This window comes from Mesorhizobium sp. WSM3859 (genome assembly GCF_002295065.1).
Taxonomy (GTDB): Bacteria; Pseudomonadota; Alphaproteobacteria; order Rhizobiales; family Rhizobiaceae; genus Mesorhizobium.
The window spans coordinates 694,238-713,244 of sequence record NZ_NSGG01000001.1 but is presented as its reverse complement, the minus strand read 5'-3'; the positions used below and the strand labels follow the sequence as shown (position 1 = coordinate 713,244).

19 protein-coding genes are annotated in these 19,007 nt (G+C 63.3%); 10 read left to right on the top strand and 9 right to left on the bottom strand.

The window, feature by feature from the left end; genetic code table 11:
* Positions 1 to 10: 10 nt before the first annotated feature.
* The 4 genes from CK230_RS03370 to CK230_RS03355 all read right to left on the bottom strand — a co-directional run bounded on the left by CK230_RS03370 (position 11) and on the right by CK230_RS03355 (position 3,612).
* Entirely contained in the window at positions 11 to 454 is a 444-nt protein-coding gene (locus CK230_RS03370) for an SRPBCC family protein (protein WP_095815744.1), read from the bottom strand.
* Positions 455 to 692: 238 nt separating this feature from the next.
* On the bottom strand, positions 693 to 1,520 hold the full coding sequence (locus tag CK230_RS03365; RefSeq protein WP_095815743.1) for an AraC family transcriptional regulator: 828 nt from the start codon (positions 1,518 to 1,520) through the stop codon (positions 693 to 695).
* A 304-nt stretch (positions 1,521 to 1,824) separates the two neighbouring features.
* Positions 1,825 to 2,823, bottom strand: a complete 999-nt coding sequence (locus CK230_RS03360) for an ABC transporter permease (RefSeq protein WP_095815742.1) — start codon at positions 2,821 to 2,823, stop codon at positions 1,825 to 1,827.
* Between the two features lie 45 nt (positions 2,824 to 2,868).
* Entirely contained in the window at positions 2,869 to 3,612 is a 744-nt protein-coding gene (locus CK230_RS03355) for an ATP-binding cassette domain-containing protein (protein WP_095815741.1), read from the bottom strand.
* A gap of 453 nt (positions 3,613 to 4,065) precedes the next feature.
* On the opposite strand from CK230_RS03355, the gene CK230_RS03350 reads away from it, so the two are divergent.
* Positions 4,066 to 5,055, top strand: coding sequence for a sugar-binding protein (locus CK230_RS03350; RefSeq protein ID WP_095815740.1), 990 nt, complete (start codon positions 4,066 to 4,068; stop codon positions 5,053 to 5,055).
* Between the two features lie 75 nt (positions 5,056 to 5,130).
* Here the strand turns inward: CK230_RS03350 and CK230_RS03345 are convergent, their stop codons facing one another.
* Entirely contained in the window at positions 5,131 to 6,159 is a 1,029-nt protein-coding gene (locus CK230_RS03345) for an NAD(P)-dependent oxidoreductase (protein WP_280952513.1), read from the bottom strand.
* A 45-nt stretch (positions 6,160 to 6,204) separates the two neighbouring features.
* On the opposite strand from CK230_RS03345, the gene CK230_RS03340 reads away from it, so the two are divergent.
* Positions 6,205 to 7,101 carry an NAD(P)-dependent oxidoreductase gene (locus tag CK230_RS03340; RefSeq protein WP_095815738.1) on the top strand — a complete coding sequence of 299 codons (897 nt, stop codon included), beginning with the start codon at positions 6,205 to 6,207 and terminating at the stop codon, positions 7,099 to 7,101.
* 137 nt (positions 7,102 to 7,238) lie between these two features.
* A complete protein-coding gene (locus CK230_RS03335; protein ID WP_245429802.1) occupies positions 7,239 to 7,979 on the top strand; it encodes a FadR/GntR family transcriptional regulator in 741 nt (246 codons plus the stop codon).
* 20 nt (positions 7,980 to 7,999) lie between these two features.
* Here CK230_RS03335 and CK230_RS03330 read toward each other — a convergent pair whose 3' ends face one another.
* Positions 8,000 to 8,287, bottom strand: a complete 288-nt coding sequence (locus tag CK230_RS03330; RefSeq protein ID WP_095815736.1) for a DUF3175 domain-containing protein — start codon at positions 8,285 to 8,287, stop codon at positions 8,000 to 8,002.
* Between the two features lie 251 nt (positions 8,288 to 8,538).
* On the opposite strand from CK230_RS03330, the gene CK230_RS03325 reads away from it, so the two are divergent.
* The 7 genes from CK230_RS03325 to CK230_RS03295 all read left to right on the top strand — a co-directional run bounded on the left by CK230_RS03325 (position 8,539) and on the right by CK230_RS03295 (position 16,498).
* A complete protein-coding gene (locus CK230_RS03325; RefSeq protein ID WP_095815735.1) occupies positions 8,539 to 9,765 on the top strand; it encodes an MFS transporter in 1,227 nt (408 codons plus the stop codon).
* Between the two features lie 167 nt (positions 9,766 to 9,932).
* Positions 9,933 to 10,961 carry a LacI family DNA-binding transcriptional regulator gene (locus tag CK230_RS03320; RefSeq protein WP_095815734.1) on the top strand — a complete coding sequence of 343 codons (1,029 nt, stop codon included), beginning with the start codon at positions 9,933 to 9,935 and terminating at the stop codon, positions 10,959 to 10,961.
* Positions 10,962 to 11,254: 293 nt separating this feature from the next.
* Positions 11,255 to 12,379 (top strand): sugar ABC transporter substrate-binding protein, encoded by a 1,125-nt coding sequence (locus tag CK230_RS03315; RefSeq protein WP_095815733.1) that lies wholly within the window; start codon positions 11,255 to 11,257, stop codon positions 12,377 to 12,379.
* A gap of 75 nt (positions 12,380 to 12,454) precedes the next feature.
* On the top strand, positions 12,455 to 13,999 hold the full coding sequence (locus CK230_RS03310) for a sugar ABC transporter ATP-binding protein (RefSeq protein WP_095815732.1): 1,545 nt from the start codon (positions 12,455 to 12,457) through the stop codon (positions 13,997 to 13,999).
* The gene (locus tag CK230_RS03305; RefSeq protein WP_095815731.1) at positions 13,996 to 14,976 is read left to right on the top strand and encodes an ABC transporter permease; all 981 of its coding nucleotides are present in this window, start codon (positions 13,996 to 13,998) and stop codon (positions 14,974 to 14,976) included. Before CK230_RS03310 ends, CK230_RS03305 begins: the two co-directional genes overlap by 4 nt.
* Positions 14,973 to 15,959 carry an ABC transporter permease gene (locus tag CK230_RS03300; RefSeq protein WP_095815730.1) on the top strand — a complete coding sequence of 329 codons (987 nt, stop codon included), beginning with the start codon at positions 14,973 to 14,975 and terminating at the stop codon, positions 15,957 to 15,959. The genes CK230_RS03305 and CK230_RS03300 overlap by 4 nt, the downstream gene beginning before the upstream one ends.
* A 35-nt stretch (positions 15,960 to 15,994) precedes the next feature.
* Entirely contained in the window at positions 15,995 to 16,498 is a 504-nt protein-coding gene (locus CK230_RS03295; RefSeq protein WP_245429801.1) for a gluconokinase, read from the top strand.
* A 5-nt stretch (positions 16,499 to 16,503) separates the two neighbouring features.
* On the opposite strand, the gene CK230_RS03290 is transcribed toward CK230_RS03295, so the two are convergent.
* The 3 genes from CK230_RS03290 to CK230_RS03280 form a co-directional block, all read right to left on the bottom strand.
* Entirely contained in the window at positions 16,504 to 17,649 is a 1,146-nt protein-coding gene (locus tag CK230_RS03290) for a hypothetical protein (protein WP_095815729.1), read from the bottom strand.
* A 185-nt stretch (positions 17,650 to 17,834) separates the two neighbouring features.
* Positions 17,835 to 18,302 carry a hypothetical protein gene (locus CK230_RS03285; RefSeq protein WP_095815728.1) on the bottom strand — a complete coding sequence of 156 codons (468 nt, stop codon included), beginning with the start codon at positions 18,300 to 18,302 and terminating at the stop codon, positions 17,835 to 17,837.
* 174 nt (positions 18,303 to 18,476) lie between these two features.
* On the bottom strand, positions 18,477 to 18,926 hold the full coding sequence (locus CK230_RS03280; protein WP_027167615.1) for an Rrf2 family transcriptional regulator: 450 nt from the start codon (positions 18,924 to 18,926) through the stop codon (positions 18,477 to 18,479).
* Between the last annotated feature and the right edge of the window lie 81 nt (positions 18,927 to 19,007).

Below are 19,007 nucleotides of genomic sequence, written 5' to 3'. Positions count from 1 at the left end.
CGCGCTCCGGTCAGGTCTGGCCCGCGAAATGGGCCTTCAGGGCATTGAAGCCGCCCTGGAAGACGTTGGCGCCCATGCCCTCGGCCAGCTTATCGGCGTCTTCCGGCGCTGCATCGAAGCTCGCCGTCCATTCCGCATAGGTGCGATTGCCGTCGGTGACGCGGCGCAATTGCAGGGTCGCCTTGTGATTGGTGAGCGGCTGCGGCGTTTCGAGGATGGAGTAGCTGACTAGGAAATTCTCGTCGGAGAAGTCGAGCAGTTTTTCACGCAATGTCGCGCCGCTAACCAGTTTGAAATTGCGCACGCAGCCGATCGTGGTGGCGTCCTTGCCGTCCTCGATTTGGCTTTCCACCATGCGCGGATGCCAACCGGGCAAACCGTTGAAGTCGCGGATGCGCGCCCAGACCTGCTCGACCGGCGCGTCGATGACGCTTGAAATGGTGACTTTCGCCATAGACTGGTTCCCTTGCAAAGATCGAGAGAAAGGCTAAGGCGGCTGAAGGGCTGACGCTTATCAATGCGTCTTGAGCGCGTATCAACCAGTCGGAAAAAGTCGTGTTGATATTCAGGTGAGACCGGCCTGCAAATGGCGGCTTCCTGCGCTTCCGGTGCTCACGTACGAAAAGTACGCTCCGCTCCGGTTCTCGGAAACCATCATTTTCGGCTCGGCCTGACCTGAATCTCAACGCGCCTTATACTGTCGCTCTTGCGGCTTCGCGGTAGAGCGTCGGCGGCACGCCGACATGGTCACGGAAGAAGCGCGAGAAATTGCCCTGGGTGGTGAAGCCGAGATTGCAGGCGACCGAAATCAGCGGCTCCTGCGACCACTGCAGTTGCCGCACAGCTTCCTCCATGCGGAGCGTGTTCCAGTAGACGTTCGGCGTAAGGTTGGTCTGTTCCTTGAACAGCGCGAAGAAATGCGGCCGCGAGAGGCCGACGCTGCGGGCGACGTCATCGAAGGAGATCCGCTCGCAGACATTGGCCTTCATCAGCTGGATCGCCTTGCGGACGCGGAAGTCGAGCATCGTGTTGATGCGCGCACGAGCTATCTGCGGCGACGAAGCGTCCGCGGCGTCGAGCACTGAGTCGATGAAACGCTCGATCTCGTAATTGGCGACGTCGTCGATGCTTTCATTGTCGGTGAGGTGATCGAGCAGGTTCGCCGCCGCCTGGTGCAGCCAGGGCTCCAGTGTGATCGAGGCCTGTGTGAACAGCGGCGCCGAGGATGGCAGGTCGCGGCGCCGGCGCGCCCAATCGGGATCGATGTAGAAGGCGAGGAACAGGCCGGGCCTGCCGTCATGCGACAGCGCGTGGCTGTGCGGCTGGAACGAGTTGATGCCGGCCGCGGTTCCAGGCCCAAGCCGTACCGTCTCGCGGCCTATGGTCATTTCGCCGGCCGTGCCTTCCAGCCAGATAATGAGATGCGCCTCGCCATGGGCATGGGTAACGAAGTCGTTGGCGACATTCAGCACGGAAACATGTCCGAACCGGCCCCAGTAGAGCCTGATCGCGTCCGTCATGGGTATCGTTCCTCCCGCGGACGACTGGCCTCCCTTCGCCCGCCGGAGGATAGTGCTGCCGGGGTGCGGCTGCGTCAAGGCGGGCAGAATGCCGTGGAAGCTGTGCCCGATGCCGACAATGGATTTTCAGACTGAGCGATAGGGGCGGTTTCTCCTTCTCCCCTTGTGGGAGAAGGTGGATCGGCGCGCTAGCGCCGAGACGGATGAGGGGTGTTCCAGCGGAGTGAGACGCTGGCTTTCCCTGGAACACCCCTCATCCGTCGCCTTCGGCGACACCTTCCCCCACAAGGGGGGAAGGGGGAGCCTAGTCGCTGCGCCTGAAATTGCGGATGCGGTCGAAGAGCACCGCCAGGATGATCGCGCCGCCGATGAAGGTGCCTTGCCAGAAGGCGTTGATGCCAAGCAGGCCGAGGCTGTTGCGGATCACCTCGATGAGGGCGGCGCCGACGATGGCGCCGAGCGCGGTACCGACGCCGCCGGCGAGATTGGCGCCGCCGATGACGGTGGCGGCGATGACCTGCAGCTCCATGCCGGTGCCGAGATTGGTGGTGACGGCGCCGAGCCAGCCGGTCTGGATGATGCCGGCGAGCCCGGCCGACAGCGCCGAGATCATATAGACGGCCACCTTGATCTGCTTGACCGGCACACCGGTCAGCGTGGCCGCGTGCTCATTGCCGCCGATGGCGAAGATGTGCCGGCCGAACTTTGTCCAGCGCAGGATGAAGCCGGTGATCAGCGCCAGGATGATCATGTAGAGCACCGGATTGGCGATGCCGAAGAGCCAGGCGCCGCCGCCCAACGCCAGAAGCTTCTGGTGGTCCGGCCCGAACTGGAAGACCACGGTGTTGTTCGAGGCGACCATGGCAAGGCTGCGCGCGACCGACAGCATGCCGAGCGTCACCACGAAAGGCGGAAAGCCGACATAGGCGATGAGCACGCCGTTGAAGGCGCCGATGGCGAGCGCGGTGACGATCGTGGCCAGGATGCCGATCTCGATCGAATAGCCGGCATGCATGGTGACGGCGAGCACCATCGAGCACAGGCAAAGCACCGAGCCGACCGACAGGTCGATGCCGCCGGTGATGATGACGAAGGTCATGCCGAGCGCGACGATGGCGACGAAGGTGACGTTGCGGGTGATGTTGAAAAGGTTCTTCGACGTGGCGAAGGAATCGGTCGCGAAGGACAGGAACAGGCAGGCGAGGACGACCGCGATCACCACCCAGAATGTCTGGTTGGCCAAGAGCCGCGACAGGAAAGTGTGCTGCTTCTGCGCGATCGTCTGGTCAAGAGTGACTGCCATTATCGACCTTTCCTGAGGGGCTGGGGCGCCAAGTTTTCCACGCGACTACGCAACCTGTTCGATGGCGCCGGTGATCAGCCCGGTGACTTCCTCGGGCGAGCTCGAGGCGATCTTCTTGTCGGCCACCTTGCGGCCGCGTCGCATGACGATGACGCGGTCGGCGACGTCGAACACGTCGGGCATGCGGTGGCTGATCAGCACAACCGCGATGCCCTGGTCGCGCAGGTGGCGGATGAGGTTCAGCACCTCGGCCACCTGCCGGACCGAGATCGCCGCCGTCGGCTCGTCCATCAGCACGATCTTGGCCTGCGACAGCATGGTGCGGGCGATCGCCACCGCCTGGCGCTGGCCGCCCGACATCTGCTTGACCAGGTCGCGCGGCCGCGTTTCGGATTTCAGCTCGGCAAAGAGCTGGCCGGCGCGCTTGTACATGGCGGCGTAGTCGAGGATGCGGAACGGGCCGACGCCGCGGCGGAGCTCGCGGCCGAGATAGACGTTTGCCGCGGCCGTCAGATTGTTGCAGAGCGCCAGGTCCTGGTGGACGATCTCGATGCCGTGCTGGCGGGCCTCGGCCGGCTTGTGCATGACAATCTCCTTGCCCTCCAGATGCATGGTGCCATGGCTCGGGCGGAAATTGCCGGCGATCATCTTCACCAGCGTCGACTTGCCGGCGCCGTTGTCGCCCATCAGGCCGACGACCTCGCCGGCCTCCAGCGAAAACGAAACGTCGTTGACCGCCTGGATGGCGCCGAAATGTTTCGAGATGTTGGCGAGTTCGAGAACCGACACCAGCCTTAGGCCTCCCCATTTGTTGACGCAGCAGTTTTGCCGGCTTGCCAGCAGCGCTTGCGTTCCGCCCGTCCATCTCCTCACGAACGGTGCGATACATGCATTTAGGCAAAAGCCGGCAAAGCCGTCAATCAATTGTCTGACGATTAATTTCGAGACTCGACAAAAAATCGGTTTTGTAGGACAAATAGCAATTGACCGTTGGCGAAAAGCCGATATTAGCTAGCCTTGGAGGAATAATTTGCCCATCGAGCGCGCATAGGGCGGAACGGGGCAAATGGCTTGACGATCAAGGATTCGGCTGCGCCAATATTTGGGGCAAACGGATCGGCAAATGCTTATCAGTCCGGCCCGGAACACGAGCATTGGGAAGATGTTCGGCATCGTTCTGTACATCCGGTCTGATCGGTGTGGCGGGCACGCGGTGTCCGTCTGTTTAAAGGGAGGACTGATATGAGGAAAACACTTTTGCTTGCCGCCGTCGCCGCCATGGCGTTGGGCGCCGGGCCGGCTTTGGCCAAGAAACAGCTCGTCATCGTCGTAAAAGGTCTCGACAACCCGTTCTTCGAAGCCATCCATCAGGGCTGCGAGAAGTGGAACAAGGAAAACGCCAGCTCGGAATATGAGTGCTTCTACACCGGCCCGGCGTCGACCTCGGACGAAGCCGGCGAGGCGCAGATCGTGCAGGACATGCTGAGCAAGCCCGACACGGTCGCGATGGCGATCTCGCCGTCCAACGCGCCGCTGATCGCGCAGACGATCAAGAGCGCCAATCCGTCGATCCCGATCATGACGGTCGACGCCGACCTTGCCAAGGAAGACGCCGCCCTTCGCAAGACCTATCTCGGCACCGACAACTACCTGATGGGCAAGAAAATCGGTGAATATATCAAGAAGGCCAAGCCGAATGGCGGCACGGTCTGCACCATCGAGGGCAATCCGGCGGCCGACAACATCCTGCGCCGCGCGCAAGGCATGCGCGATGCGCTGACGGGCAAGGAAGGCCTGGCGACACTTGCCGGCGAAGGCGGCTGGACCGAAGCCCCCGGCTGCCCGGTGTTCACCAATGACGACGGCGCCAAGGGCGTGCAGGCGATGACCGACATCCTCGCCGCCAATCCGAAGCTCGACGCCTTCGGCATCATGGGCGGCTGGCCGCTGTTCGGCGCCCCGCAGCCCTATCGCGACCTGTTCAAGCCGATGGCCGACAAGATCGCCAAGAACGAATTCGTCATCGGCGCCGCCGACACGATCGGCGACGAGGTGGCGATCGCCAAGGAAGGCCTGGTGACCGCGCTGGTTGGGCAGCGTCCGTTCGAAATGGGCTACAAGGCGCCGGCGGTGATGCTCGATCTCATCGGCGGCAAGAAGGTCGACGATCCGGTCTTCACCGGCCTCGACGAATGCACCAAGGAAACGGCAGACACCTGCATCCAGAAGTAGGCGCCGGCTGCATCCGCAACCATCGAGAAAAGAAGGGGCGCCCGCAAGGCGCCCCTTTTTTTCCTGGAATTGCTCTCAGATTTTCTGCTTCACGCCGTCCTTCGAAGGCATCAGGTCGATGCCGTTGAGCCTGCCGATATGGGTGGCGAGCATCGGTACATATTGTTCGGCGGGACCGCCGGCATGCGCCGTCGCGAACGAATTCTTGGTGGCGTTGCCGAGCGGGTTGGCGATGCCGGCCGCGCCCGCCATCGATTCCAGATAGGTCAGGTCCTTGAAGGCATTGGCGATGGTGAACTTGTGCGCGTCGCGGTCGCCCTCCAAAGTCCAGCGCATGAAGGTCTGGTAGAAGCCGCAATCCATGCGGCCGTTGCGGATGACGCTGTCGAAGCGCGCCGGCGAGATGCCGACCTTCTGCGCCAGCGCCAGAGCCTCCGAATAGATCGCCGCATAGCCCAGCGAGACGAAGTTGTTGAGCAGCTTCATGCGGTGGCCGTCGCCGGTGTCGCCGATATGGACGATGCGGCCGGCCCAGGTCTCGATCACCGGCTTGAGCCTGGAGAACACCGCGTCCGGCGCGCCGACCATGGCGTCGAGCGTGCCTTCCCAAGCCTCCTTCGGAGTGCGGCTGAGCGGCGCATCGACATAGTCGACTCCGAGCGCCTTGAGTTCGGCGGCGAGGGCCACGGTCGAGACCGGATCGGAGGTCGAGCAGTCGACGACCACCGAGCCTTGCTTCAGGCCTTCCTTCAGCCCGCTGGGGCCGCGGATGATTGCCTCCACCTCGCGCGAGCCGGTGACGCAGATGAAGACGATGTCGGAAGCAGCAGCCACCTCCTTCGAGGTGGCCACTTCCTTGGCGCCGCGTCCCAAAAGATCTTCCGCGGGCTTGCGGTTCTTGCGGCCAAGGAAGGTGAGCGGATAGCCCTTGTCGACGATGTTCTTGGCGATGCCGTGCCCCATCAGGCCGAGGCCGATGAAACCGATGTTCTCGCGGGCAGCGGTGGTGCTCATGTCGTCTCTTCCCTGTCTTTCGTGGTGATGGGCGCTCGGCGGGCGATAGGTTTTCGCGGATCGCGGTAGCGGGCGATTGCGGAATGCCATATTGTCCGACAATACACATAATTCCCGAGCCTTGTGGAGAGCAAAATGACCAAGCGGATCATGTTCACCGGCGGCAGCGGCAAGGCAGGCCGTCATGTCGTTCAGTATCTGGTCGAACATGGCTGCCAGGTGCTCAACATCGACACCAAGCCGCTCGACAATCCGAAGGTGCGCACCCTGATCACCGACATCACCGACAGCGGGCAGGTGTTCAACGCCCTGTCGAGCTATATGGGCCTGCACGAATTCGATCCGTCGCTGAGGGCCCAGCCGGTCGACGCCGTGGTGCATTTCGCGGCGATCCCGCGCATCATGATCACGCCGGACAACGAGGTGTTCCGCGTCAATGCGATGGGCACTTACAACGTCATAGAGGCGGCGGTGAAGCTCGGCATCCGCAAGGTCATCATCGCCTCTTCGGAGACGACCTACGGGCTGGTCTTCGCCAATGAGCCGCGCAACCCCACGCATTTTCCGCTCGACGAGGACTATGACGTCGACCCGATGGACTCTTACGCGCTATCGAAGATCGTCAACGAGAAGACGGCGCGCGCCTTCGCGCTGCGCAGCGGCGGCGACATCTATGCGCTGCGCATCGGCAACGTCATCGAGCCGCATGAATATTCGCTGTTCCCGAAATGGTTTGCCGATCCAGGTTTCCGAAAGCGCATCGCCTGGAGCTACATCGACGCGCGCGACCTCGGCCAGATCACCTTGCGCGCCATCGAGAAGGATGGCCTGGGCTACCAGGTGTTCAACGCGGCCAATGACGATAGCTCGTCGGACCTGCCGACGGCGGAGCTTTTGAGGCGCTTTTATCCGGGCGTGCCGGTCAAGGCCGAACTCGGCGAATATGAGACGCTGCTTTCGAACCGCAAGGCGCGCGACGTGCTCGGCTTCCGGCCTGAGCACAGCTGGCGCAAATACGTCAAAACCGCCTAAGGCGAGGCCAAGAGCCGGCTGATCTGTGCACATCTCAGCAGGTTGTGGCAAAGCGGGTTTGCCATGCTTGACAGGCTCTGAAAACGGGATTTTGTGGACCTATGCGGGACGCTAAGCCGAACAAGGAAAAAAGGCCGATGAAGATGGCGGCCGCGGAACGTCCGGCTGGCTTCCGCCGGGCCGACGCGCCACGCATCCCCGGTGCCAGCGTGCATACCTCTTTGGCCAGCGAGATCGGTCTTCGCATCGTGCGCGGCGACTATCCGCCGGGGACCATCCTGCCCAATGAAGCGAAATGGTCGGAGACCTTCGACGTCAGCCGCTCGGCAGTGCGCGAGGCGATCAAGATGCTGATGGCGAAGAGCCTTCTGGCGTCGCGGCCGAAGATCGGCAGCTGGGTCGAACCGAAGGAACGCTGGAACCTTCTCGACCGCGACGTGCTCGCCTGGTACGCGACGTCGCCGGACCGCGAGGTTTTCCTGAAGACGGTGCAGGAATTCCGCCACATCATCGAGCCGGAGGCGACGGCCTTCGCGGCGATGCGGCGTAGCGACGAGCAGATGGCCGAGATCAGCCAGGCCTGCCGCGAGATGGGCGAAGCCACCAACCTGCAGGAGCGAACCCGCGCCGACACGCGCTTCCACCTCGCCATCCTGAGGGCCTCGGGCAACGACCTCCTGGTGCCGTTGGGCGTGCTGATCGAATCCGCGTTCGACCACCTCTTCGCCTACACGACGCGCGAGCTGGACGATCTGCAGCATGTCCAGAAGCTGCATGAGGCGATCGAGAGGAATATCCGCCTGAGAAGGCCCGATGCGGCGCGCAGCGCGGTCCGCAAGCTGCTGGCCAACACCGACGAAGTCATTCAATCGCGTTAAGTCCGTTGGGACGCTGAATCCTAACCCTGCTTCTCGCGGCCGAAGGCGACGCGCAGCTCATCCTTCGCCTTTTCCAGCACCTTTTTGCGCTCCTCGGGCAGGTTCTTGCCGGCGCGGTTGATGTAGAAATTCAGCATCGACATGGCGGATTGGAATGGCTCGGCCTTGCGGCGGTCGCTGTGCTCGGCCGAACGCTTCAGCGAGGCGGCAATCTTCCTGGCGTCGTCGGATTCGAAGACGTGCTCCTCGAGCTCCAGCGCATCGCTGTGCTCGGTCACATCGGCCGACCATTTCTTCTTTGCGGTCATGGCGAAACTCCTTGCCAGAGCGGTTCAGCGGTTTGCCGCCGAACCGCTCTATCTCTTTGTTTCCAGCAATTCCGGACGGAAAACCGTTAGACACTTTTCCTGGAATTGCTCTGAGGCAAAACTCCAGGAAATGAGAGGGGTTCCCGGCTCTGGTGCCACGGATTGACCGGTCGTGGCGCTGCTCGGCCCGGCAAATACGCCGATAGTGGAGGCCGAACCGCCGACTTCGAGAACAGCAGACAGGGAACGCCTTGACGACGATCTCCAGCAATGCAGCGTCCCCAGGCATAGACAGCGCTTATGCCTGGACGAGGTTGGCCATTTCCGTCTTGCTGGCGACCATAGGGGGCGTCGGCATGTGGGCGGTGGTCGTCGTTCTGCCGGCGGTCCAGGCCGAGTTCGGCGTCGATCGCGCCGCGGCGTCGATGCCTTACACCGCGACCATGGTTGGCTTCGCGGCCGGCAACGTGCTGGTCGGGCGCGCCATCGATCGTGTCGGCTACTGGATTCCGGCGCTTGTTTCCTCAACGGCGCTGGCTGCCGGCTTCCTGCTGGCGTCGCTCTCCAGTTCAATCCTGCAGTTCACCTTCGCTCAAGGCTTGCTGATCGGGTTGGGAACATCGGCGATTTTCGGACCGCTGATCGCCGACATCTCGCACTGGTTCAATCGTCGGCGCGGCGTTGCGGTGGCTGCGGCTGCGTCCGGCAGCTATCTCGCCGGAACGGTCTGGCCGGCGATCATACCGCCGCTGATGAGGGCGGAGGGCTGGCGCTTCACCTATCTGGCAATCGGCGTCGTGTGCCTGGTGACGATGGTGCCGCTGGTTTTGATGTTGCGCCGGCGTGCCCCGGTGGTGGTGGCAGGCTCGCCAGGCACGCGCCTGGTCCAGCCGATTGCATTGTCGCCGGCGGCACTTCAGATGCTGCTGGTGATAGCTGGTCTGGGCTGCTGCGTGGCGATGTCGATGCCGCAGGTGCATATCGTCGCCTATTGCCTGGACCTCGGCTACGGCGTCGCGCATGGCGCCGACATGCTTTCGATCATGATGGCCGCCGGCGTCGTCAGCCGTCTTGCTTCCGGCTTCGTCGCCGATCGGATCGGCGGAGTGCGGACCTTGCTTATCGGTTCGGTTCTGCAATGCCTGTCGCTGTTCTTTTACATTCCCTTCGACGGTCTTGCCTCGCTCTATCTCGTCTCGCTGGTATTTGGCCTGTCGCAAGGCGGCATCGTGCCCTGCTATGCGATCATTGTGCGGGAATACATGCCTGCCAGAGAGGCTGGCCAACGGGTCGGCATCGTCATCATGGCGACCATTTTCGGCATGGCTATCGGGGGCTGGATGTCGGGCTGGATTTACGACCTCACCGGTTCCTACTCGGCCGCCTTCCTCAACGGGATTGCCTGGAACCTGCTCAACATCCTGGTGATGGTCCTGGTGTTCTGGAAGGCAAGACGCAGCGTCGTCGTCGCGGCCTGACAGGCTCGTGCCGGCGCTTTTACGGCAAGACGCTTCGGCTTGACAACAAATCGCGGCTGCGCGACGCCAAGGCCAGTGAACGCGGTACAGGCCTGCGAGATGGCGACACCAGGGTCAATGGCATTGCAGGCGCGCAGCGGGCGGGATTTGCCGCACGAGGCCCGCCCTTGACCAGGCCGCGCTCCCGCCGCGGCGGCGGCCGTCCGACGATTGCCGATGTGGCACGCAAGGCGGGCGTCGGCGCGATCACCGTATCGCGAGCGCTGCGTGAGCCCGGACGGGTATCGGAGGACCTTCGCCGGCAGATACAGGCCGCGGTCGACGAACTCGGCTACGTGCCCGATCCGAACGCGCGCGCGCTTGCCTCGGCGCGCGCCGAAGTGTTCGGCGTGCTGGTGCCATCCCTCACCAACAACGTCTTCGCCGAGGTGGTGCGCGGCATCTACGACAGCCTCTCCGACAGCCCGTTCCGCATCCAGATCGGCAACACGCATTATTCCGGCCTGGAGGAGGAGCGACTGCTGCAGGTTTTCGGATCGCAGCGCCCGGCGGCGCTCATCGTGGCCGGGATCGACCAGACGCCCAGCGCGCGACGACTGCTAGAGAATGCCGGTTGCCCGGTGGTGCAGGTGATGGAGACCGGGCCGGATCCGGTCGACATGATGGTCGGCTTCTCGCATTTCGACGGCGGCAGGACGGCCACCGAGCACCTTCTGCAGGCCGGCTACCGCAGGATCGGCTTCATCGGCGCCAGGATGGATCCTCGTTCGCAGCGGCGCCTTGCCGGCTACCGCGCCGCCATGGAGGCAGCGGGGCTGTTCGATCCGCGGCTGGTCACCACGACGCCGGTGCCGTCAAGCGTGAGCCTCGGGCGCGAGCTTTTCCGTGACGCGCTGGCCAAGATGCCCACGCTCGACGGCGTGTTCTGCAACAATGACGATATCGCGCTCGGGGTCCTGTTCGAATGCCACCGCGCTTCGATCGACGTGCCGAAGCAGATCGGCATTGTCGGCTTCAACGACCTCGACATGATGCAGGTGTCGTTTCCCTCGATCACCAGCGTGCGCACCCACCGCTATGAGATCGGCACCCGATCCGTCGCCATGGCGCTTGCGGCGATTGCCGGAAACCCACCGAAACAGCGGATCCTCGATCTCGGTTTCGAGCTCGTGCGGCGGGAGAGCACAGCGCGTTGAAAAGTCCGGAAAAATGTCGAAGGCGCGCTTTACACCCAATCATGGTAGCGCTACCATTTGTCTGTAAAATCAACGTCCGGCAAGGTCGAGAGGCTGTTTATTATACATAAGCAACAGTCCGAGCTTGTTTACTATGTATAATATGATAGTTTTCTAAATTGCCAGGAAGCTGAGGGGGAGAGGAGGATCAGGGCGACGCGGGCGGCCCTGTGAGCGCGTTCGGTTCGGTGGAGGATGCCGGCCGGTAGCGCCATGATTCATCACAAGCAGAACTGCAACTGGGAGGAATATCGATGATCAAGTCACTCGTTGGCGGCGTCGTTGCCGCCACTGCATTCGTCATGCTGAGTTCGTCGGCGATCGCCGGACCTGAAGTGGTCAAGGGACCGGCGGCCGAGCCGGACTGCTTCGCGCCCTGGGCGGCCGACACGCAGTTTTTCAAGTTTCCGAAGAAAGACGGTCCGTATCGCATCGCGCTTGCCAACGGCTATATCGCCAACACCTGGCGCATCCAGATGATCCAGACGGCCAAGGCCTACGCGGCGCAACCGGATGTCGCCAAGAAGCTCAAGGAATTCAAGGTCGTGTCGACCGGCGAGGATGTGCCGGCGCAGATTTCGGCGATCAACAACTTCATCGATTCCGGCTTTGACGCGATCGTCGTCAATGCCCAGAATCCGACCGCCTTCGGGCCAGTCATCAAGCGCGCCAAGGAAGCCGGCGTCGTGCTCGTCGCCTTCGACAACATCCTCGACACCAAGGATGCCATCAACGTCAATGTCGACCAGAAGGGCCTCGGCGAGCTCTGGGGCAAGTGGCTGGTCGCGCATGTGCCAAATGGCGGCAAGGTGCTCGAAGTGCGCGGCGTTGCCGGCACCTCGGTCGACACCGATCGCCACAACGGCATCCACGAGGTGCTCGATGGGTCGGGCAAGAAGTGGGATGTCACCGAGGTCGTCGGCAAGTGGGATGACGGCGTGGCGCAAAAGGCCACGGCCGATGCCATCGCCACCAGCGGGCCGTTCGACGGCGTTACCGGGCAGGGCGGCGACACCGGCATCGTGCAGGCGATGATCGACGCCAAGCATCCTTTCGTGCCCTTCGGCGGCGAGACGGAAAACGGCTTCCGCAAGTTCTGCGCCGCGCACGCTGCCGATGGACTGAAATGCTCGTCCGCCGGCACCGGCCCCGCACAGGTGGCGGTTGCCATCAAGACCGCGATCTCGGCGCTCGAGGGCAATGTCGTGCCGCAATCGGTCAAGTTGCCTTTGGCTATCGTGGAGGATCCGAACTTCAAGGCCGGCCAGGACTACTTCCCGGACCAGTCCGACAATTTCTTCGTCGGCAATTCCTTCCCGACCTGCGGCATCAATTTCACCGCGCAGGAAATCATGGGCCAGACCAAGGAAAACAAATAGTCTGACCGGACGGTGCCGCGGCGAGCTCGCGGCACCGTCCTCCTGTTCTCAACTCGAAACGGCCAGGGAGGGCTGATGGACGGCGCGGCTCCGCTCTTCCGCATGGAAGGCATCTCCAAGCGTTATGGCGGCGTGCGGGCCCTGGAAAAGGCCGACCTGACGGTCGCCGCGGGCGGCATCCACGCCATTCTGGGCGAGAACGGCGCCGGCAAATCGACGCTGATCAAGATCATGGCCGGCGTCGTGGCGCCCGACGAAGGCACGATGACGCTCGACGGCCGCGAAGTGAGCTTCGCCTCGCCGGCAGCAGCCAATCAGTCCGGCATCGTTTGCATCTTCCAGGAACTGTCGCTCATTCCCGAATTGAGCGTCGCCGACAACATCGTCATTTCCGATCCGCCGAAACGCTTCGGCATGATCGACCGCAAGGCGCAGCGGCGCATCGCGGAGGAAGCGCTGGCACGCGCCGGGGCTTCCGACATCCATCCCTGTGCCCTGGTCAAGGATCTGCCGCTGTCGCGCCGGCAGATGGTGGAGATCGCCAAGGCGCTGGCCCGGAAACCGCGCATCCTGATCCTCGACGAGGCGACCTCGGCGCTGACGGCGGCGGATGTCGCCAAGGTGTTCGAGGTGCTGAAGCGGCTGCGCTCGGAAGGGCTGGCGCTGCTCTACATCTCGCACCGCATGAACGAGATCGCCGAGCTCGCCGACCACTGCACGGTGTTCCGCAACGGCCGCAACGTCGCCAGCTACCCCGCGGGCTCGAAGAGCGACAATGAAGTGGTCGAGCTGATGATCGGCCGCGAATACAGTCATATCTTCCCGCCGAAACCCGGTCCAACTGCGGCCGCGACGACGGTTCTCGAAGCGCGCAATCTCTCCTGGGCCGACCGGCTGGACAATATCTCGTTGAGCGTCAGGGCAGGAGAAGTCGTGGGCCTCGGCGGTCTCGACGGGCAGGGGCAGCGCGAATTGCTGCTTGCCTTTTTCGGCGTGCTGCGTGGCCTTTCAGGTGAGATCCTGATCGACGGCAAGCCCGTTTCGATCGCCAGCCCGACCGCGGCCAGCCACGGCCGCATCGGCATGGCGCTGATCCCCGAGGATCGCAAGACCGAAGGGCTGATGCTGCCGATGACGGTGCGCGAGAACCTGTCCTTCGCGGCGCTCGACAGGCTGTCGAAAGGCGGCATCATCGACCGCGCCGCCGAGCAGCGGCTGATCGACGACATGGTCGGGCTTCTGGCCATCAAGACGGCGGGTCTCGACATCCCTGTCGGCGCGCTCTCCGGCGGCAACCAGCAGAAGGTTGTGATCGCCAAATGGCTGATGCGGCAGCCGCGCATCATCCTGCTCAACGATCCGACGCGCGGCATCGATGTTGGCACCAAGCAGGAGCTCTACCAGCTGATGCGCAAGCTGGCCGACGCGGGCGCCGCGATCCTGTTCTATTCGACCGACTATGACGAGCTGATCGGCTGCTGCGACCGCGTGCTGGTGCTCTATGACGGCGCGGTCAAGCGCGAGCTGGTCGGCGCCGAGATCACCGAGCACGCGCTGATCGCCAGCGCGCTCAACATCCATGGCGAAGGTGCCGGGCCGAGGCAGGGAGCGGGCGCGTGAAGGACTGGCGCTACTGGCTGGCCGAGCAGCGCGGAACGCTGCTGGCATTCGGCATCTTCATCGTCATGTTCGCCATCTACAGCGCGAACCATCCGGCCGGCTTCACCGCCAATGTCGTGCAGACGGCCGCCAACAAGGGCGTGCTGCTGGCCTTCGTCGCCATGGCGCAGACATTGGTGGTGATCACCGCCGGCATCGACCTGTCGGTCGGCATGATCTTCACGCTCACCAACTGCATGGCTTCATGGCTGGTGATCGGCACCGGCCTGGAGACGGCGTTTGGCGTGTTGGCTGTGCTCGGCACCGGGCTCCTCTGCGGCGCGGTCAACGGCGCTATCGTCATCTACGGTCGGCTGCAGCCGATCGTCGCCACCATAGCCACGGGCGCCGTCTTTTTCGGCCTGGCGCTGCTTTTGCGACCGGTTCCGGGCGGTTCGGTCAACGAGGATCTTGCGGATTTCCTGACCGGGCGTTTCTTCGGCGTGGTGCCGGCGAGCCTCGTGGCGCTGCTCGTCATAGTGCTCGTCGTCTGGGTGCCGTTCAGTCGCTCCGAACTCGGGCGCGCCGCTTATGCCGCCGGTTCATCCGAGACGGCGGCTTACATGTCGGGCGTGCCGATCCGCAGGGGCAAGTTCCTGGCATACACGCTTGCCGGCCTGCTTGCGGCCATCGGGGGGCTGTTCCTGACCTTCTTCACCTATACGGGCGAGGCGGCCTATGCGAGCGGCAACGCCTATACGCTGTTCTCGATCGCCGCCGTCGTGCTTGGCGGCGTCTCGCTGTTCGGCGGCAAGGGCAGCGCCATCGGCGCCATCTTCGGCGCGCTCGCCTTCCGCACCATCGGCGACCTCTTGTTCGTCTTCGACTTCGATCCGCTCTGGCAGCCGTTGTTCCAGGGCGTTATCCTGTTGATCGCGGTCAGCCTCGGCGCTTTCGCGCTGTTTCGGGTGCGCAACCGGCTGGAGTGGTTCCTGTGAGCGAGACGACACTCGGCGGCATCGCCGGCCGCATGCCCAAATTTCTGCGACGCGCCGATCCGGCCGTCGTCACCGCCTTTGCCTGCATTGTGGTCCTGCTGCTGCTCGGCAGCCTTTATTCGCGCAGCTTCCTTTCACCGGAATATCTGCTGCAGCAATTGAAGGTCGCGTCCTTCCTCGGCGTCATCGCCACCGGCATGATGCTGGTGATCCTGCTCGGCCAGATCGATCTGTCCGTGCCGTGGTCCGTGGCTACAGGCGCGATGATGGCCTGCGCGGCGGCCGCCTACGGGTCTGTCGGCGTCGCTTTGGCAATTCCCTTCGGGGTCCTGTGCGGTGTCGCGATCGGCCTCGTCAACGGCATCGGCGTCGCATATCTGCGCATTCCCTCGATGATCATCACTTTGGCCACCAATGCCGTGGCGCAAGGGTTGATGGTTGTCTATACGGGCGGTTTCTCGCCACAGGATTCAGCGACGGCGGCGATGCGCTATCTGGCAACCGGCTTCACCATTCCGGGCGTTCCCAACGCCGTCATCATCTGGGCGCTGATCGGCGCCGCGATGGTCTTCGTTTTGACCCGCACCAGCTTCGGCCGCGCCGTCTACGGCATCGGCAATCGTGAGCGCGCCGCCTACCTTTCCGGGATCGACACGCGCCGTATCGTGCTGATCGCCTTCGCCGTCTCCGGTGGCCTGTCGGCTTTTGGCGGCGTGCTTTTGGCCGGTTATGCGTCCAAGGCGGCGCAATCGATGGGCGATGCCTATCTGTTGCCGTCGATCGCCGCGGTCGTGCTCGGCGGCACGTCGATCCTCGGCGGGCGCGGCTCCTATCTGGGCACGGTTGCGGGCGTGATCCTGATCACGCTCCTGCAATCCATCCTCTCGGTCATGCAGATGCCCGAGGCGGGGCGGCAGATCATCTATGGCGCCGTCATCGTCTCCATGCTTCTGCTCTACGGGCGCGCGCCGGCAAGCCGCTGACCGTGGATGGGGCAAGCGCAAGACCGCAGCTTCGCATGACCGATCTTCGGACGGCGCCGGCCATCGTCGTGATGGGCGTTGCCGGCTGCGGCAAGACGGCCGTCGGCGAGGCGCTTGCCAGGGCTCTCAGCGCCGATTTCATCGAAGGAGACCGGCTGCATCCGCCGGAGAATGTGGCGCGCATGGCGCGCGGCGAGCCGCTGACGGATGCGCTGCGCGAGGGCTGGCTCGACGCCATCGGCGAGCGTATCGCGAGCTCCGTCGCCGGCGGGCGGAAAGCGGTGGCGGCCTGCTCGGCGCTGAAACGCAGCTACCGCGACCGGCTGAGCCGCTTCTGCCCGGAGGTCGTCTTCCTCTACCTGAAGATCGATCGCGAGACCGCCTGGCGACGGGTCGCCAATCGCAAGGGTCATTTCATGCCCGCAAGCCTGGTCGACAGCCAGTTCGCCACGCTGGAAGAGCCCGTCGCCGACGAACGGGCGGTGACGGTCGACGGAACGCGGAGTGTCGCCGGGATCGTGAAAGAGATCCCCCGCTAGAGTATTCATGCGCCGTCATTGCCGACGGCGGCCTCGGTCGGCCGCTCGGTCAGCCGCACGGCGCTTGACCAGGCCATCATCTGCTCCGGACAGAGTTTGAGCGTTTCCAGCATATGGTCGCGCTTCGACAGGATGTATCCCGCCTGGACGGCAAGGTTCTTCGCCGCTGTGTTCCCTGCCGGCAATGCGGGCGCTTGCGTGCCCGCGGACAGTTCGCTGACGATCGCCCGGTATTGGCGGAAAGGGATCGTCTCGATCGTCGCCATGTGAAACAGCGCAGCACCCGCGCGCGCGGCGAAGTTTGCCGGCGCCGAGGCGAGGTGGGTCCAGCCACGTTCGCCCATGGCGGTCTCGGCGAAGGCGGAGCCGGCATAGACGGTGTTGGTCATCAGCACCACGCCGTTTGCTTTCAGCACCTTCTGGATGCGCGTTGTGACCTGATAGGCGTCGGTGCGCTCAAAGACGATCCGGCTTTTCAGGAAACGGTTCTCGAGTTTGATCAATGGCGGGTTGATCACGCGGAAGCCGAACTCGCTTGGCGAGAAGCCGTGGTACCGCGCGCTCACCTGATGGGTATCGAGGCCGGCCTCATGCAGGGCACGCTTGCCCATGATCGTTTGCGCGGTGAACTGGTCGCACCATATGATGACGCCGCGCCCGTTGCGCACGGCTTGCTGCAGTCCTTCGAGGCCTTCCAGCCGGAGCGCCGGCGACCAGCGCCACCCGGCCACGAGATGCGCCGCAAGCGTCAGGCGTCGGCGGTGAACGGCGGCAAGCTGCGCTTCCAACATGCCGCGCGTGTCGGCGGCATTGCCGAGCACTGCCTTCACCGCGATGTCGTAGCGGGCGAACTCCTTGCGGAAATGGCGCTTGCGCCGGAGCCCCGACACCCAGCCGCAGATGGGCTCCCACCAGGAGACCGGCAGAACCGCCGCGACGCCGAGATAGAAACAGGCCAGCAGGCTCTCGCGCAGGTCCCGATTGGCGAAGCGGCGCAGTTTTCCGGGGCGGATTACCTTGCGGCTGAAGAAGCGAACGGTTTCGTTGCGCTCCGGCACCGGCACATCGGCGATGATCTCGGTGCGATAGATGTCGTTCGACGTTGGCTGCCGGCCGGCGCTGCGGGATTTGCCAAGCCAAAGCAGCCTCATGCGTCAGAGCCCTGTTTCACCCTTTAGATGGAGCATGATCTTGTCTGAAAACCGGTTCCAACTTTTCGGGATCGTGCTGCTTTACTGCGTCGACAGGAGACAAGCAGCCGAAGGCAGCATTGGGTAGTGCATCTGTTTGAAATCTGCAACCTGGCCGGCGCTTCGCGAGATCGCGGGGACTATGTTCAACCAAGCCAATGATGAGCCAGCCACGCGAGGTACAAACCGGCTATGGCTGCGTAGATCAAGCCGATCGGGCCCTTGGTGACGGGCTCGTGGTGGGACACACGTGGCGGTGGCGACCGATAAAAGGATGTCAGTTGCCGTTGTGGGATGATTAGCATTTGTTCCAACTCGCGGCGCCCTTCCTGCCTTGCCCGTTTTGAATCCAAGCGCTCCTGAGCATGCAGCTGTCGCACATGCTCGGTGGCCGAAAATGAGTTGTCGTCCAGCCACCCTTTGAACTTGCCGGGCCTGATGAGGACTTTGGCGTGGGTGAAGTCGCGACGGTGTAGCCTTTCCACCTTGGAAGCTTCGAAATCTGCATGCCAGTCATCCCAAGTCGCCGGCATGTCATCGGCACCGGGAAGCTGGCGGATACGAGGATAGTCCTTGGCAGTGTAAACTGGGATAGCCGTGACTTTGCTGGTCATCGCAAGTCTTCCCCCTTCTCCCAACAAGAGGATGCTACTCCCAGAGCTTAGTGTCCAGACGGCGCTAACTGGCCGTCACGAGCCGCGCCGCCCCACTCCATGGCCGGCGTGAGACATATTCAAGGCCCACCATTTTCAACTGATGGACTACTCACCCTTGCATGGCAGGGAGGCTTAGATCTGCGAAGTCAACTCGGCCGGGAAATCGTCGTTGTCGGCGTCGCGCATGGCGGCGAGGCTGCGGTTGTCGAGCACCTCGGCGATAGCCTGGCGCACTTCCAGCATCATGTGGCGGACCTGGCAGGTGGCCTCGTCGCAATCCTCGCAACGCTGATATTGCGTGCGGCTGGCGCAAGGGATCGGCGCCAGCGGCCCGTCGAGCACACGCACGACATGGCCGATCTTGATCTCGGAAGCGGGCCGGGCGAGGCGATAGCCGCCTTCCTTGCCCTTGCGGCTCTGGACGAAGCCGGCATTGCGCAGCTCGCCCAGGATCGCATCCAGGAATTTCTTCGGGATGTTGTTGGCAACGGCAATGTCGTTGACGAATGCAAGCTGACCCGCCGGCAGGCTGGAAAGATGCACGAGGGCCTTGAGGCCGTATTTGCCTTTTTTGGTCAGCATGCCCGATTCAATTCATCAAACCCCAATCGCCCTGCATCTGGCGGTTGTTTGTGTGCAAATCATGACAGTTTGACCGTCGAA

Coding starts and splice junctions, on each gene's coding strand:
- CK230_RS03370 (WP_095815744.1), bottom strand. CDS start 454: ATGGCGAAAGTCACCATTTCAAGCGTCATCGACGCGCCGGTCGAGCAG.
- CK230_RS03365 (WP_095815743.1), bottom strand. CDS start 1,520: ATGACGGACGCGATCAGGCTCTACTGGGGCCGGTTCGGACATGTTTCC.
- CK230_RS03360 (WP_095815742.1), bottom strand. CDS start 2,823: ATGGCAGTCACTCTTGACCAGACGATCGCGCAGAAGCAGCACACTTTC.
- CK230_RS03350 (WP_095815740.1), top strand. CDS start 4,066: ATGAGGAAAACACTTTTGCTTGCCGCCGTCGCCGCCATGGCGTTGGGC.
- CK230_RS03345 (WP_280952513.1), bottom strand. CDS start 6,159: ATGGCATTCCGCAATCGCCCGCTACCGCGATCCGCGAAAACCTATCGC.
- CK230_RS03340 (WP_095815738.1), top strand. CDS start 6,205: ATGACCAAGCGGATCATGTTCACCGGCGGCAGCGGCAAGGCAGGCCGT.
- CK230_RS03335 (WP_245429802.1), top strand. CDS start 7,239: ATGAAGATGGCGGCCGCGGAACGTCCGGCTGGCTTCCGCCGGGCCGAC.
- CK230_RS03330 (WP_095815736.1), bottom strand. CDS start 8,287: ATGACCGCAAAGAAGAAATGGTCGGCCGATGTGACCGAGCACAGCGAT.
- CK230_RS03315 (WP_095815733.1), top strand. CDS start 11,255: ATGATCAAGTCACTCGTTGGCGGCGTCGTTGCCGCCACTGCATTCGTC.
- CK230_RS03310 (WP_095815732.1), top strand. CDS start 12,455: ATGGACGGCGCGGCTCCGCTCTTCCGCATGGAAGGCATCTCCAAGCGT.
- CK230_RS03295 (WP_245429801.1), top strand. CDS start 15,995: ATGACCGATCTTCGGACGGCGCCGGCCATCGTCGTGATGGGCGTTGCC.
- CK230_RS03290 (WP_095815729.1), bottom strand. CDS start 17,649: ATGAGGCTGCTTTGGCTTGGCAAATCCCGCAGCGCCGGCCGGCAGCCA.
- CK230_RS03285 (WP_095815728.1), bottom strand. CDS start 18,302: ATGACCAGCAAAGTCACGGCTATCCCAGTTTACACTGCCAAGGACTAT.
- CK230_RS03280 (WP_027167615.1), bottom strand. CDS start 18,926: ATGCTGACCAAAAAAGGCAAATACGGCCTCAAGGCCCTCGTGCATCTT.